This is a genomic window from Lactobacillus sp. ESL0261 (assembly GCF_003693025.1).
In the GTDB taxonomy this organism is placed as follows: domain Bacteria; phylum Bacillota; class Bacilli; order Lactobacillales; family Lactobacillaceae; genus Lactobacillus; species Lactobacillus kullabergensis.
Window position 1 is genome coordinate 162,863 of record NZ_REHN01000005.1, and the last position, 15,595, is coordinate 178,457.

General features: G+C 36.3%; 14 protein-coding genes. 12 read left to right on the plus strand and 2 right to left on the minus strand.

Annotated elements, in window-relative coordinates; all coding sequences use genetic code 11:
* Nucleotides 1-92: 92 nt before the first annotated feature.
* The 7 genes from F5ESL0261_RS03345 to whiA all read left to right on the plus strand — a co-directional run bounded on the left by F5ESL0261_RS03345 (nucleotide 93) and on the right by whiA (nucleotide 10,336).
* Entirely contained in the window at nucleotides 93-1,817 is a 1,725-nt protein-coding gene (locus tag F5ESL0261_RS03345; RefSeq protein WP_122052155.1) for a phospho-sugar mutase, read from the plus strand.
* Nucleotides 1,818-1,917: 100 nt separating this feature from the next.
* A complete protein-coding gene (gene uvrB / locus F5ESL0261_RS03350) occupies nucleotides 1,918-3,960 on the plus strand; it encodes an excinuclease ABC subunit UvrB (protein WP_034977480.1) in 2,043 nt (680 codons plus the stop codon).
* Nucleotides 3,950-6,802 (plus strand): excinuclease ABC subunit UvrA, encoded by a 2,853-nt coding sequence (gene uvrA, locus F5ESL0261_RS03355; RefSeq protein WP_122052156.1) that lies wholly within the window; start codon nucleotides 3,950-3,952, stop codon nucleotides 6,800-6,802. The genes uvrB and uvrA overlap by 11 nt, the downstream gene beginning before the upstream one ends.
* Before the next feature lie 50 nt (nucleotides 6,803-6,852).
* A complete protein-coding gene (locus F5ESL0261_RS03360; RefSeq protein WP_122052157.1) occupies nucleotides 6,853-7,395 on the plus strand; it encodes an HdeD family acid-resistance protein in 543 nt (180 codons plus the stop codon).
* A 90-nt stretch (nucleotides 7,396-7,485) separates the two neighbouring features.
* Nucleotides 7,486-8,364, plus strand: a complete 879-nt coding sequence (gene rapZ, locus F5ESL0261_RS03365; RefSeq protein ID WP_046331878.1) for an RNase adapter RapZ — start codon at nucleotides 7,486-7,488, stop codon at nucleotides 8,362-8,364.
* Nucleotides 8,365-8,368: 4 nt separating this feature from the next.
* Nucleotides 8,369-9,394, plus strand: coding sequence for a gluconeogenesis factor YvcK family protein (gene yvcK / locus F5ESL0261_RS03370; RefSeq protein WP_122052158.1), 1,026 nt, complete (start codon nucleotides 8,369-8,371; stop codon nucleotides 9,392-9,394).
* Nucleotides 9,395-9,400: 6 nt separating this feature from the next.
* A complete protein-coding gene (gene whiA, locus F5ESL0261_RS03375; protein WP_122052159.1) occupies nucleotides 9,401-10,336 on the plus strand; it encodes a DNA-binding protein WhiA in 936 nt (311 codons plus the stop codon).
* A 31-nt stretch (nucleotides 10,337-10,367) separates the two neighbouring features.
* On the opposite strand, the gene F5ESL0261_RS03380 is transcribed toward whiA, so the two are convergent.
* Complete coding sequence (locus F5ESL0261_RS03380) at nucleotides 10,368-11,150, minus strand: DeoR/GlpR family DNA-binding transcription regulator (RefSeq protein ID WP_122052160.1); 783 nt, start codon at nucleotides 11,148-11,150, stop codon at nucleotides 10,368-10,370.
* 338 nt (nucleotides 11,151-11,488) lie between these two features.
* Here F5ESL0261_RS03380 and F5ESL0261_RS03385 point away from each other — a divergent pair, with 338 nt between their 5' ends.
* From F5ESL0261_RS03385 to F5ESL0261_RS03405, 5 genes are read left to right on the plus strand one after another with little or no spacing between them, the layout of a single operon-like run.
* Nucleotides 11,489-11,956: a PTS sugar transporter subunit IIA gene (locus F5ESL0261_RS03385; RefSeq protein WP_122052161.1), complete on the plus strand. Its 468-nt coding sequence runs from the start codon at nucleotides 11,489-11,491 to the stop codon at nucleotides 11,954-11,956.
* A gap of 10 nt (nucleotides 11,957-11,966) precedes the next feature.
* A complete protein-coding gene (locus F5ESL0261_RS03390; protein WP_109586088.1) occupies nucleotides 11,967-12,284 on the plus strand; it encodes a PTS galactitol transporter subunit IIB in 318 nt (105 codons plus the stop codon).
* A gap of 17 nt (nucleotides 12,285-12,301) precedes the next feature.
* Entirely contained in the window at nucleotides 12,302-13,846 is a 1,545-nt protein-coding gene (locus F5ESL0261_RS03395) for a PTS galactitol transporter subunit IIC (protein WP_122052162.1), read from the plus strand.
* Between the two features lie 14 nt (nucleotides 13,847-13,860).
* Complete coding sequence (locus F5ESL0261_RS03400; protein ID WP_122052163.1) at nucleotides 13,861-14,121, plus strand: hypothetical protein; 261 nt, start codon at nucleotides 13,861-13,863, stop codon at nucleotides 14,119-14,121.
* Complete coding sequence (locus F5ESL0261_RS03405; RefSeq protein WP_045927809.1) at nucleotides 14,122-14,865, plus strand: class II aldolase/adducin family protein; 744 nt, start codon at nucleotides 14,122-14,124, stop codon at nucleotides 14,863-14,865.
* 111 nt (nucleotides 14,866-14,976) lie between these two features.
* On the opposite strand, the gene clpP is transcribed toward F5ESL0261_RS03405, so the two are convergent.
* Entirely contained in the window at nucleotides 14,977-15,561 is a 585-nt protein-coding gene (gene clpP / locus F5ESL0261_RS03410; protein WP_034977497.1) for an ATP-dependent Clp endopeptidase proteolytic subunit ClpP, read from the minus strand.
* Nucleotides 15,562-15,595 lie beyond the last annotated feature (34 nt).

A 15,595-nucleotide genomic window follows, 5' to 3' on the forward strand; every position in this document is an offset into this window, starting at 1 on the left:
TTTTTTGTTTTTACGGCTAGCAATAATGATAAATGCTAGAATAGAATCTATGAAACCGAATTTATTGCTAGAAATAGGGGTACCTTATCTAAATGAAAGCTGAAAAAACATTTCAAGAATGGCAAAATGCCCACAACATGCCTGATTACTTGCAAGAACAGTTAGCAAAGCTGAGTCAAGATCCTAAATGGATTGCGGATGCATTTGGCCAGGATATTAACTTTGGAACTGCTGGAATGCGGGGCAGACTTGAGCCAGGGACTAATCGTATTAATTTATATACTATAGGTCGAGTGACGGAAGGTTTGGCTCGTCTGATAGATGAAAAAGGTGACAAAGCTCAAAAAAGGGGTGTAGTGATCTCTTTTGATTCTCGCTATCACTCTCGCGAGTTTGCGGAGCATGCAGCACAAATTTTAGGAGCTCATAATATCAATGTTTATCTTTTTGATGATTTAAGACCAACTCCTGAACTTTCATTTGCAGTACGATATTTGCATTCTTATGCGGGAATTAATATCACTGCTTCTCATAATGCCAAGCAATATAATGGTTACAAGGTTTATGGTGCTGATGGTGCCCAAATGGGACCTGAAGATGCAGAACGGGTTTTTGAATACTCCCAAAAGGTAACTAATATATTTACAGTTAATACTGCATCGGTAGCTCAACTTCGTGCTCAGGGAATTTTACAGTTAATTGGAGAAGATATTGATGAGGCATATTTGGCAGAACTGAAAACGGTAAATGTTAATGCTAAACTTATAGAGCAAAATGCTGACAGGCTAACAATTATTTACACTCCTTTGCATGGCACAGGCAAAATACTTTATGAACGGGCTTTTAGGCAAAATGGTTTTAGTAAAGTAATACCCGTTCCCAGTCAGGCAATCATCGATCCAGAATTTCCCACTACTAAAAAGCCAAATCCAGAATACCGCGATGTTTTTGATCCAGGGATTAAGCTGGCAAATGAAAAAAATGCCGATTTAATCATTGCAACTGACCCTGATGCAGATCGTATGGGTGCTTGTGTGCGAACAAAAGATGGTGGCTTTCAAGTTTTAACAGGTAATCAGATCGCTACGTTGATGATTTACTATTTATTAGTTAATTTGAAAAATAATGGTCAACTCATCAGTGATTATGAATTGATTACTTCAATAGTTTCGAGTAGTATGCCACTTAAAATTGCTGATGATTTTGGTATCAAAACAAAATCAGTTTTGACAGGTTTTAAATTTATTGGCGAAGAAATTGACCGCATGAATAAAATGCATGATGGCAAATTTTTAATGGGATTTGAAGAAAGTTATGGTTACCTTTTTAAACCATTTGCTCGAGATAAGGATGCTATGCAAGGAGCGCTAATGTTTGCTGAAGTAGCCTCTTATTATGCCTCAAGGAATATGACAGTCTTAGATGGTTTGAGTGAAATCTGGCAAAAATATGGCACATCGTATGAAATTACCCAAGCTATAGAAATGCCAGGAATTGGTGGACAAAAGAAAATGGCCGAATTGATGGCGAAATTGCGTTCTGAAAACTTACAACAAATAAATGGGATCCCAGTCGTTAAAATTCAAGACTTTTTAAAGCAACAGGAATCTAATGAAGATGGCACTAAACCAATGAGAGACTTACCTAAATCAAATGTATTAAAATACTTTTTAGCCGATGAAACTTGGCTGGCTTTGCGGCCCTCAGGTACAGAACCAGTAATTAAAGCTTATGTTGGAGTAAATAAACCAGATATTGCTACTGCACATGAAGCTGCTGAAAGTTATCAAAAAGCATTGGCAAAACTGTTAAAATAAAACAAAAATGATGCGAAAATACGTTCGAGAGTGTAAAATATAATAAGTCAAAATAAGAGTTGGGCTGTTTTGTCCAACTTTTTCTACGAGAGGTTTTTCGATGATTAAACGACAAGAAGAACGTAAATTTGATCTGGTTTCAAAATTTAATCCAGCAGGTGATCAGCAACAAGCTATCGACAAATTAGCTACTGGTTTTAAAAAAGGCTATAAGGAACAGATCTTAGAAGGTGCTACTGGTACAGGTAAGACTTTCACAATGGCCAATATTATTGCAAAATTAAACAAACCCACTTTAGTTATTTCTCATAATAAGACTTTAGTTGGCCAATTATATGGTGAATTTAAGGAATTTTTCCCTCACAATGCTGTTGACTATTTTGTGTCATACTATGATTATTATCAACCTGAAGCTTATGTGCCTCAATCCGATACTTATATTGAAAAGGACTCGGCAATTAATGATGAAATTGACCAGTTGCGTCACCAAGCTACCAGCGATTTAATGGAACGTAATGATGTCATTGTCGTTGCTTCTGTTTCGTGCATTTATGGTTTAGGTGATCCTAAAGAATATGCTGCAAGTGTGATTACAGTTCATGAAGGCGAAGAATATAATAGAAATACTCTGTTGCGTGATTTTGTTAATATCCAATATGATCGTAATGATATTGACTTTCAGCGTGGTCGTTTTCGCGTTCGTGGAGATGTTGTAGAAGTTTTTCCTGCAGGTAATTCTAACCATGCCTATCGGATTGAATTTTTTGGCGATGAAATTGACAGAATTGTAGAAGTTGATGCTTTAACTGGTGAAGTAATTGGTGAAAGAGAAAGTATATCTCTGTTTCCGGCTACTCATTTTATGACCAATGAAGAACAGATGAGAAGGGCTCTTAAAGCAATTTCACAAGAAATGAAAATTCAAGTGAAAAAGTTTGAGGGTCAAGGTAAATTGCTAGAAGCCGAACGTATCAAGCAACGTACGACTTTTGACATGGAAATGATGGGCGAAGTCGGTTATACCAATGGTATTGAAAACTATTCTCGCCATATGGAAGGACGTAAAGAGGGAGAACCGCCGTATACTTTGCTGGATTTCTTCCCTGATGATTTCTTGATTTTAATTGATGAGTCTCATGCTACAATGCCGGAAATAAGGGCAATGTACAACGGAGATCGTAATCGCAAAAAAACATTGATCGATTATGGTTTTCGTTTACCGTCTGCTCTTGATAACAGACCTTTGCAACTCGCTGAATTTGAGAAGCACGTTAACCAAATTCTTTATGTTTCGGCAACTCCAGGTGATTATGAATTGCAGAGAACAAATCACAAAGTCGAACAAATTATCAGGCCGACAGGTTTGCTTGACCCTAAGATTGAAGTAAAACCGGTTGAAGGACAGATTGATGATCTTGTTGCCGAAATTAACAAACGAATTGAAAAGAATGAACGTGTTTTTGTTACTACTTTAACGAAAAAAATGGCAGAAGATTTGACGGATTATTTGAAGGATCTAGGCATCAAAGTGCAGTATCTGCATTCAGATGTTAAAACGTTGGAACGTATGCAGATATTGCGTGATCTGAGAACCGGTAAATATGACGTTCTAATTGGTATTAACTTGCTACGTGAAGGCATTGATGTACCGGAAGTATCGCTGGTTGCAATCCTTGACGCGGATAAAGAGGGATTCTTGCGTTCATACAGACCTCTCGTTCAGACAATGGGTCGTGCTTCTAGAAATTCTGATGGTGCAGTAATAATGTATGCTGATACGATTACTGATTCAATGCGACAAGCCATTGAAGCAACGCAGAGAAGACGTAAATTACAGATTAAGTTTAATGAAGAACACGGCATGAAACCGAAAACCATTGTTAAGCCTATTAGAGATGTGATTTCTGCCACAAAAGTTGCTGATGAAGACGCTCAAACTGACAGTTTTGCCGATTTGAATTTTGATGAATTAACTGCCAAACAAAAGAGAACTATGATTAAAGACTTGCGTAAACAAATGCAGGAGGCTGCTAAGAAACTTGACTTTGAAGGAGCCGCTACTTTACGGGATGCGATCATGGAATTGGAGAGCTCAACTAGAAGCCCAATTAAGAAAAAAGGAAAAGCATTAAATGGTAAATGATAAGATTGTTATTCGGGGTGCCCGTGAACATAATTTAAAAGACATTAACCTGTCAATTCCTAAGGACAAATTGGTCGTTATTACTGGTTTGTCAGGTTCTGGGAAAAGTTCTTTAGCTTTTGATACATTATATGCTGAAGGACGCAGAAGATATGTTCAGTCATTATCAAGCTATGCACGGCAATTTTTGGGTCAAATGGACAAACCTGATGTTGATTCTATTGATGGTTTAAATCCTGCGATTTCAATTGATCAGAAAACTACCTCACATAATCCCAGGTCAACAGTTGGCACAGTGACTGAAATCAATGACTATCTGCGATTATTATGGGCTCGAGTTGGGCATCCGGTTTGTCCAAATGATGGCACCTTAATTGAGCGCCAGTCAGTCGAGCAGATGGTAAATCGTATTTTAGCTTTACCTGAGCGAAGTCGTATACAAATCTTGGCACCAGTAATTAGATCTAAAAGAGGCGCTCATAAAGAAGTTTTTAAACGGGTACAACGCGCCGGATATGTGCGTGTCATTGTCGATGGCACTATGCATGAGATTGGTGAAGAATTCGATTTAGAAAAGAATAAACGTCATTCGATTGATATCGTTGTCGATCGTTTAATTGTTAAAGAAGGTATTCGCTCGCGACTTTTTGATTCAGTAGAAGCTGCTTTGCGTTTATCGGACGGTTATATGAATGTTGATGTTATCGGTGGTGATATGATCAATTTTTCAGAGTACTATGCTTGTCCTAAATGTGGTTTTACTGTAGGTGAAATGGAACCGCGTCTATTTTCTTTTAACGCACCATTTGGAGCCTGTCCTGATTGTGATGGCTTGGGTGTTAAGTTATCAGTCGATGAAGATTTAGTTGTCCCAGATAGAAATAAAACTTTGGCAGAAGGTGCAATCGCACCATGGAAGAATTCGAAGTACTATGGGGAAATGCTTGAACAAGCTTGTGCAGCGTTAAAAATTCCCCTAGACAGACCTTTTGGCAAATTAACTAAAAAGCAAAGAGAGACGATTTTGCATGGCTCAACTAAGAAAATTAAATTTCATGTAACTGGTGATTTTGGCGTTAATGACACTACTGCACCTTTTGAGGGTGCCATGGAAAATGTTGAAAGACGCTATTACCACCCAATGTCCAAGTTCATGCGAGATGTTATGGGCAAATATATGACAGAACTTACTTGCTCAACTTGTCATGGCAAAAGATTAAATCGTAAAGCATTAGCGGTTAAAGTTAATGGCAAGGATATCGCTGAGGCATCGGATTTGGCAATCAGTCATGCCCTTGAATTTTTCAATAATATCAAACTTGACGAGCAGGAATCTGTCATAGCTAAGCCAATACTAAAGGAGGTGCGTGACAGGCTCACCTTCTTAAATAGTGTGGGCCTAGATTATTTGACCTTGTCACGTTCTGCTAATACTTTATCTGGTGGGGAAGCTCAGAGAATCCGACTTGCGACTCAAATTGGTTCTAATCTTTCAGGTGTTATGTATGTTTTAGATGAGCCTTCAATCGGTTTACATCAGCGTGATAATGACCGGCTGATAGCTGCTTTGAAGCGCATGCGTGATTTAGGTAATTCCTTAATTGTAGTTGAACATGATGACGAGACTATGAGACAAGCCGATTACCTGATCGATATGGGTCCGGGTGCTGGGACTTACGGCGGTGAAGTCATGGCTGCTGGTACGCCAGAAGAGGTTGAAGAGAATGACAAGTCTTTGACTGGACAATATATGGCAGGTAAAAAGTTTGTTCCAGTTCCGTTAAAAAGACGCAAAGGCAATGGTAAAAAAATTACAATTACCGGTGCAGCTGAAAATAATCTCAAAAATTTAAAGGTTGAATTTCCTTTAGGCAAATTAATTGTGGTTACTGGAGTTTCCGGATCTGGCAAATCAACATTAGTTAATATGATTTTAAAACGGGCTCTAGCGCAAAAACTAAATCGTAACCAAACAAAGCCTGGCAAATACAAGAGCATCAGTGGCTACCAAAACATTGAAAAGATCATTGATATTGACCAGAGTCCGATCGGCCGCACTCCTCGCAGTAATCCTGCTACCTATACCAGTGTTTTTGATGATATTAGAGCTTTATTTGCCCAAACAAATGAAGCCAAACTTCGTGGTTACACTAAGGCGCGCTTTTCTTTTAATGTTAAAGGCGGCCGTTGTGAAGCTTGCCACGGCGATGGCATTATTAAAATAGAAATGAACTTTTTACCGGACGTTTATGTTCCTTGTGAAGTATGTCATGGCAGTCGTTATAATTCTGAAACTTTAGAGGTTACCTACCGCAAGAAAAATATCGCACAAGTCTTGGATATGACAATTAGCGAAGCATGCAACTTTTTTAAGAATATTCCCAAAATTGCCCGAAAATTGCAAACGATTGTAGATGTCGGCCTAGGCTATGTCAAATTAGGTCAGTCTGCGACTACTCTTTCTGGTGGGGAAGCTCAAAGAATGAAGCTTGCTGCTGAACTGCAAAAGTTGTCAACGGGAAAGAATTTCTATATTCTCGATGAACCAACAACTGGACTTCATACTGATGACATCAAGCGGTTACTGGAAGTCTTGCAAAGATTGGTTGATCAAGGAAATACCGTTTTGATAATTGAACATAATCTTGATGTGATTAAAAATGCTGATTGGTTAATTGACCTAGGTCCTGAAGGAGGAGAAGGTGGTGGCAAAATAGTTGCTACTGGAACTCCGGAACAGGTTGCACAAGTTGAGGAAAGTTATACTGGTCAATACTTAAAACCTGTGCTTAAGCGTGACACGTCATTAACGGAAAAGGCTAATAAAAAGCCAAGTAAATAGTATTAATTTATTGCGATAAAGTGTACAATAAAGCGCAAGGAGGAATAGAAATGAATAATTTTTCTAGTTACAGAGAAAATCGCGGGTTTAATTGGGCAGCATTTATCTCTGGTATTTTAATGGTAATTGCCGGGCTGTTCTTATTGCGTCACCCTGGCAAAGCACTTCATGCCTTTGTATTGCTTTTTGCTATTGTGTCTATTGTTCAGGGATTCGTGTGGCTGGTATTCTACAGTCGTTTTCGGTATTTTATCCCTTCCAGTTGGTTGTCGATTGTTTCAGGGGTGCTTGATATTATCGTCGGAATCTTATTTCTCTATTCCTACGATGCTGCTGGCTTAACAATTGCTTATTTGTTTGCCTTTTGGTTCTTATTTGATTCAATTACCGGGATCATTTTTTCATGGAATATGAGGAAGATTTCTACCTTTTTCTTTTGGCTCAATTTAATATTAAATATCTTAGGGCTACTGATAGCAATTAGTTTGATGTTTAATCCTGCGTTGTCAGCTTTAACTTTGATTTGGCTAGTTTCCTTCTGGTTGCTAATCTTTGGTATTAATCAGATAATTGCAGCATTTGTCAACAGATAAATTTAAAAAGTTCATTTGAACTTTTTTTTTGCCAAAAAAGTAATGAAACACCTGGTATGTTATAATTTTAGTAATAGGAGGTCAGCGAAAATGGCTAAGCATAAAAAGCAGCTACTGATTGTTACAGGCATGAGTGGTGCAGGGAAAACCGTGGCTTCTCATGCTTTAGAAGATATGGGCTATTTTGTGGTTGATAATTTACCTCCATCGCTTTTATCTAGTTTTTGGGACTTAATTGTTAATTCGGATGATTTTACTAAAGTAGCAGTTGTAATTGATTTACGTGTTAGACGATTTTATAAAGATCTTGATAATGAAATTAATTCGCTGGAAGACAATGGTACTGTCCAAACCAGAATTATTTTTCTAGATGCTGCAGATAATACTTTAGTTGCACGTTATAAAGAAACAAGGCGTGTTCCGCCATTAGCCAATAATGGTCGCTTACTTGATGGTATTCAGGAAGAAAGACGAATTTTAACCAGCATTAAGAGCCGGGCAAATGACATAATTGATACTTCTAATTTAAGTCCTAAAGAATTGAAACAAGAACTGGCAAATAGGTTTAGCAAACAGCATAAACAGCCTTTTGCAATTGAAGTATTATCTTTTGGCTTTAAATATGGTATACCGATTGATGCTGATATTGTGATGGATGTCAGATTTTTGCCTAATCCATTTTACATACCGGAATTGCGCCCTTTTACTGGCCTTGATAAGAGAGTTTTCAATTATGTGATGGAAAAAAAGGAAACGCGCAGCTTTTATCAAAAATTTTTGGACTTGTTAAAAGATGCTTTACCAGGTTATATCAAAGAAGGTAAAAGCAAGTTGACTATTGCCATTGGTTGTACAGGTGGACAGCACCGTAGCGTTGCAATTGCAAACCAATTAGCCAAAGATTTGGCTGAAGATTACACGGTTGACCTAACCCATCGCGAAATCAGTCGTTACACTAGAAATAGGTGATTATATGACATTTGATGAAAAAGCAAATCATACCAGTAAAAGCAGGAGACCCCAGGTTGTGGTTATTGGTGGCGGTACTGGTTTGCCTGTTGTTTTGAATGCACTCAAAGAGCAAAATGCTGATATCACAGCAATTGTAACGGTATCAGATGACGGTGGTTCTTCTGGTTCAATACGCAACTTTATTAACGTTGTCCCCCCGGGTGATATCCGTAATGTCTTGGTTTCGTTAAGTGAAATATCCCAAGAAGAAAAAGATGTTTTTCAATACCGTTTTGATTCTTCCGATTCCTTTTTCTCTGGTCATGCCATTGGTAATTTGATTATTGCCGCTTTGAATGAAATGCACGGCAACATTTTTGATGCTGTCCAGTCTTTATCTAAAATGATGAAAGTGGACGGACATATTTTCCCAGCTTCTAATGAGCCCTTAACGCTTAACGCTGAGTTTGTTGATGGTTCCATTCAAGCTGGTGAAAAAGAAATTACTGATAAGGATAAAAGAATTAAACGGGTGTGGGTTACTAATACAAACTCCAAGTCTGAACCACAAGCTGTACCGCCAGTTTTGGAGGCAATAAAAAATGCTGATGCTGTAGTCTTAGGACCAGGAAGTTTGTTTACATCAATCTTGCCTAATCTAATGATTCCTAATTTAGGAGATGCCGTCAAAAAAACTAATGCAGAGGTAATTTATATATGCAATATTATGACCCAATTAGGTGAGACCGATCATTTTTCAGATTGTGATCATGTAAGAGTAATCAATGCCCATCTTGGCGGACACTATATTAATACGACTTTAGTTAATGGTGCCAAAATAGATATGTCTAAGTTCAATCCTAAAGATTATGATGCCTACCTTGAACCTGTTAAAAATGATTTCAAGGGATTACGTGAGCAGGGGTGTCGCGTGATTACTGATGATTTTATTGACCAGCATAGTGGCTTGGTTTTTCATGATGGTAAAAAAGTAGCTGAGGAAATCATCAACTTGGCATATGCTGCAATGTCTCGCAGGAAGGAATAACAAACAATGGCAAGCTATGCAAGTAATGTGAAAAAAGAGTTAACCTCATTACCTATTCATCCTGAACATGCTAAAGCAGAATTGGCTGCTTTTTTGCGCATGAATGGTGTCTTAAATTTTCACGAGCATCAGTTTAGCCTTGATATAACTACTGAAAATCCTGCAATTGCTAGACGTATATTTTCTTTAATAAAAACTGCATATAAAGTTGAGCCACAATTAATAGTTTCACGCAAAATGAAACTTAAGAAAAATAATCAGTATTTGGTACGACTGCAAAATCATGTCAAAGAAATACTGAATAATTTAGAAATTTTAACACCCTCGTTAAATTTAATCACCAGAATCCCAGACCGAATAATTAAGTCACGTGAAGGAGCAATGTCATATCTTAGGGGTGCGTTTTTAGCCAGTGGCAGTGTGAATAATCCCAATACGAGCAGGTATCATTTAGAGATTTATTCTATTTATCAAGATCATAATGATGATTTACTTAAGATTATGAATGATCGTTTTAATTTGAATGCTAAAAGTACGAAAAGACGACGAGGTTATATTGTATACCTGAAAGAAGCTGAAAAAATTGGTGACTTTTTACATATTGTTGGAGCTTTAAATGCAATGCTGTCTTTTGAAGATCTGCGTATTATGCGTGACATGCGGAATTCTGTGAACCGGCTTGTTAATTGTGATACAGCTAATTTAAAAAAGACGGCAAATGCTGCAGCGAAACAGGTTGAAGACATTGAGCTAATTGAGCGCAAAATTGGCTTAGAAAATATTCCTGAAAAATTGCGGGGTTTGGCTAGACTAAGATTAGATGAACCGGAACTTTCACTCAAAGAAATAGCACAGCAAGTTCCGGATGGTCCGATATCAAAATCAGGAGTCAATCATCGTTTTAAAAAAATTCATGATATAGCAGAAAACATAAAGAAATAAAAAAGAAACCCATCCATGCGGATGGGCTTTTTTATTGTGTTGAAGTGACGATAAGGTCTATGCCGCTGCTAGTTATATTTTTAGCAATAGCAGTAGATGGAGTCTTATCAGTAATAATGGTCTTAATTTTTTTTGAATTGAAATCCGATAAAAGAATATAATCTTTTTTTCCAAACTTGGTATGGTCAATTAGTAATATTGTCTTCTCTGATTTTGCAATGGCTGCTCTCTTCATGTATGTTTGGCTTTCGTCAGCCATATATATACCATTTTCATCAATTGAACTACAAGAGATGAAGTTTAAATTTGGTCGATAATTATTGTTAAGATCATAGATTGCTTTTGGACCTAGTATTGAATTAGAGCGATTATAAATTTGTCCTCCCAACACAGAGATGTCAATATTTTTTAATTGTGTAACCTCATCGACAATATTTATATTATTTGTAATAATATGCAGATTTTCTTTTCCAGCAAAATACTTGGGCAAAAAAGTTAAGGTTGAAGACCCATCCAAAAATATAGCAGCTCCATTAGTAATCAAATCTGCTGCATATTTACAAAGCTTATTCTTAACTGCCACATTTTCACTTCTTCGAGTTGCATAAGCGATTTCTACGTTGGAATTTTCAAGCAAACTGACATAACCATGTGTTCTGCTAATTGTATTTGTTGCTTGTAGACTTATTAGATCTCTTCTTAAGGTTGAAATACTTATTCCTAATTTTTCTTGCAATTCTTTTGTACTTATTCTTTTATTTTTAGCTAAAATTTCGATTATTTGCTGTAACCGATCTGCTTTTGAAACATTCAACTTTGCTCCTCCTGTTTACCCAATAATACAAATATCATATTATCAAAAGAAAATGAATATGAAGATAATAAAGATTTTTTATAGTTTTCGATTTGAACAAAATTGCTGATAAATTATATATATCTTAACAGCTTTCATTATAACGTTTACAAGGCTTGAACACTTAGAAATATATTTTACATATTCTTTTTAGTCCGAGTTCATAAATTTGAACATTTGTGAACAAATAACATATTTTTTTCAAAAAAAACTTGAAATGCTCATGAAAGCGTTTTATAATCATACTTGTAAAATAAAAGTTCAAAAATGTTCGAACAAATGAACAAAGGGAGGATTTAATGAGTAGTTATTCTGATTTATTTAACCGTAATCTCGTATTCTGGGACGTAAATGCAAGCAGTTGCACTGAATTATATCAAAAAATTGCCAAAGAGCTTGAAAAATTCAATGTAGTTGAATCAAGCTATTTTAAAGCTTTAACCGAAAGAGAAAAGGAATTTCCTACTGGTTTGAATACCCAGTATTTACCAATTGCACTACCACATGCTAATCCTGAAAATGTCAAAAAAGCATTTATAGCTGTTGTGAAAACGGCAGGTAAAGTCAAGATGAAGCAAATGGGAACTAATGAAGATATGGAAACGAATTATTTCTTCTTTTTAGGAATTGTTAAAGAAAAACAAGATTTACAAGTCAAGTTATTACAAAGATTTATGCAGCTGATGAATGACGAAAGTTTCGTTAAGTCGTTTAAAAAGCTGTCGAAACCAGAAGAAGTTTATGAATTTTTAGTAAATAGATTTTAAGGAGTTTATTATGTTAAAAATTGTTGTTGCGTGCGGCAGTGGTATTGCTACTAGTGAAACAGTTGTAGGGACAGTGAAGTCATTTTTAGAAGACCATTCAGTTAAAGGTGTAGAGGTTGAAGCAACGGATTTTAAGCAACTAGCCAGTGTTCTGCCAAATTATGATATTTATGTTTGGTTAGCAAAACCTACACCGGAGATTCATGACATTTGCAAAAAAGAAGGAATTCCAGAAGTAAACGGAGTTGATATTTTGACAGGATCAAAGGGTGACAAGACTTATCTAGAATTAGTTAATGCCATGATGTCACTCAAAAGTAAGGCATAGTGAAGGAGATGAGTTAAATGGAAATATTAAAAAACGTAGTCAATTATGTTCTTAACTTAGGTGCAGCTGTCTTTGTACCATTGATTATGTTCGTCATCTCTATCATAGCAAGATTAAAGTTGAGCAAAGCAGTCAAAGCTTCACTTACACTGGGTGTTGCTTTTAGCGGAATGACTTTAGTTGTTAACTACATGACAGATTCAATATCACCAGCCGCTAAGGCAATGTCTAAGATGTTGCACTTAAGTTTGAATGCTATTGACCAAGGCTGGCCTGGTGTAGCTGCAATCACATGGTCATATAAAGCAGCATTTTTGTTCTTTCCATTCTTGTTACTAATTAATTTTGTCATGTTGACATTTAATTGGACAAAAACTTTAAACGTAGATATGTGGAATGTTTGGAACAAAATTTTCACGTATGTAGTTGTTTTATACTTCACGCATAATGCTCTTTATGGTTTTATTGTTGCCGGAATTCAAATAGTTTTAGAGCTAAAAGCTGGAGATATGTGGCAGAGGCACATTCAAGATTTGACAGGAATTCCAGGAGTTACTGTTCCTCATTTTATTACACTGTTTGCGGTAGTATTAATGCCACTCAATAAACTTTTAGATTTTATTCCAATAATGAATAAGCCAGCTGATGCCAACGCAATCCAAAAGAAGATAGGTATTTTTGCTGATAACTCAGTAATGGGCGCGATTATTGGATTGTTATTAGGTTTTGGAGCAGGTTATTCTGTTTCGGGTTCCTTAAAACTTGCCATTGAGGCCGCAGCAGCCATGACAATGTTTCCAATGATTTCAAAATTATTCATGGAAGCATTAAATCCGATAGCTAATGCTATGAATGAAATGATGAAGAAACATTTCAAGGGTCGGCAAGTATTTATTGGCTTAGATTGGCCAATTCTCGCAGGAAGAAATGAATTATGGGTTACAGTAATCATTTTAGTACCAGTTATGTTAATTATGGCAATGGTTTTACCTGGTAACACAGTTTTACCATTTGCCGGAATAATAAATCTGTCATTTGTAGTTGCAGCTTTGCTTTTAACAGGAGCAAACCTGTGGAGAATGTTGACATTAGGCGTCATTACAACCCCAATTTTCTTATACGGAGCAACCTATTTTGCACCAGTCATTACCAATTTGGCCAAATCGACTGGAGCCGTTCATGTTAATCCTGGTCAACAGCTGTCATGGTCAACTTTTGAAGGACCAGATTTTAGATTATTTTTTGCACAAGCCTTTAATGGCAAATGGTGGGCAATAGCTGCTGCTTTAGTATGGTTATTAATTTTTGTTTGGCTTTATAAAGATCAAAATAAAATTGCCTTGCCTAGCAAACGTTATGCCCTAAATAATGGCCAGGTTAACAAAGTAGAAAGTACTCACGATGATCTTGAGGTTAATGAAGAAGATAGATCATGGAGTATTTCCAGTATAGACGGTATTGATTTTGCTAATGTGCATAAAAAGATTCCTAGTCCTGCAACAAAAGGCAACTTCACAATCAACGATATTAATGACGTAGATTTTACGAACTTTAACAAATAAAACGGAGTAATCAAATGAAAGATAAAACTCCAAAATCAAAAAAATTAACCAAAATATGGTGGTCGTTTGCTTTATTCATTAACATCATTTTAACAATTCAGGCAATTTTGACTCAAAATATTATCGGTTGTATCAGCGTAACCTTATTTGGTCTTTTTATAGCTAAATATGGTGACCCAGTAATTTTTGAAAATTATAATCGCCAAAAAGAAATTAAGTATCAGGCTGCCTATAAAAAGCGCAAAGAATATGAAATAAGGAAAAGAGATAAATAAATGATAGAGAATTACAATATAACTAAGGAAAGACTTCCTTTTGAAAATGAACGTAAAGATATTGCTGAAGTAGCACGCGAAATGTTTAACCGGAAGATGACAAATATCGCGGGTGGAAATATTTCCGTAAAAATTACTCCAGATGAAACTTTCTCTTATGATAACCAGACTTATTATGCTAACCACGATTACTTACTAATGACTCCTACTTTTATGTCAGAAGCGTGGTTTTCAAAACTAAATGCTTCTCAAATTTTAGTCATTGATTTGGAAACAGGCGAAAAAATGGCTGGTGAAGGTAGATTAACCCGTGAAATCAACATGCATATAGGAGCATACAAAGCAAATAAAGACATTAGAGTAGTTTATCATTCTCATGCTCCAAAAAGCATGTTTTGGGCAACACTGGGTCAGGATATGCCTAATTTAACAGAGATTACCTCTTTTAATGTTCCTCTTGGCAAAATTAAATGCTTACCTTATCGAGTAGCATGCAGTAAAGAACTTGCAGATTTAGTGCACGATGAACTGGTAAAGCTTGGTGATAACGCTAAAGAAAATATTTTTCTATTAAACAGCCACGGAGTTTTAATTACTGAAACTGATTTGCATGCTGCAGCTCAAGTTTTAGAAACAGTTGAGTGGAATGCGGAGATTGCATATAAACAGGCAATCTTTAAGAAATTAGGAATCATAGATCAATATCAATCACGTGGCAAAAGTACTGATGGTATGGTTGGTTAAACTGCCAGGCTAAAAGTAAATATCTATTCAAACAAAAAGGAAGTCAAATACAATAATTTGACTTCCTTTTTCACTCTTAAAGAGCATCAATTTTTTAGTTGATAATAAATTTTATTTCTTTTGGTTAACCATAATTTCATCGATTAAACCATAGTCTTTAGCCTGCTGTGCGGTCATATAATTATCGCGCTCAGTATCCTTTTGAATCTTTTCTAAAGGCTGACCAGTAGTTTCATGTAAAATCCGGTTAATCTTTTCACGGCTCTTTAAAATCTCATTGGCTGCAATTTGAATATCAGTTTGCTGACCCTGAGCACCACCTAATGGCTGGTGAATTAAGACAGTTGAATTAGGTAATGCAAAACGTTTACCTTTTGCACCACTAGTCAGTAAAATGGAAGCCATAGAGGCTGCCATACCAATGGCGATGGTTGAAACATCTGATTTAATAAAGTTCATGGTATCCATGATTGCTAAGCCAGAAGTAATCACGCCACCCGGTGAATTAATGTAAAGTGAAATATCCTTGGTGTTGTCTTGAGCATCAAGAAATAGTAATTGTGCAATAATTGAATTTGCCATATCATCGTTAATTTCACCACTTAGCATGATGATTCTGTCTTTCAATAAACGTGAATATATATCATATGCGCGTTCGCCGCGTGCAGTTTGTTCAATAACTGTAGGTACAAGCATCTTTCTACCTCCTAAATATAATTAGCACTCTATC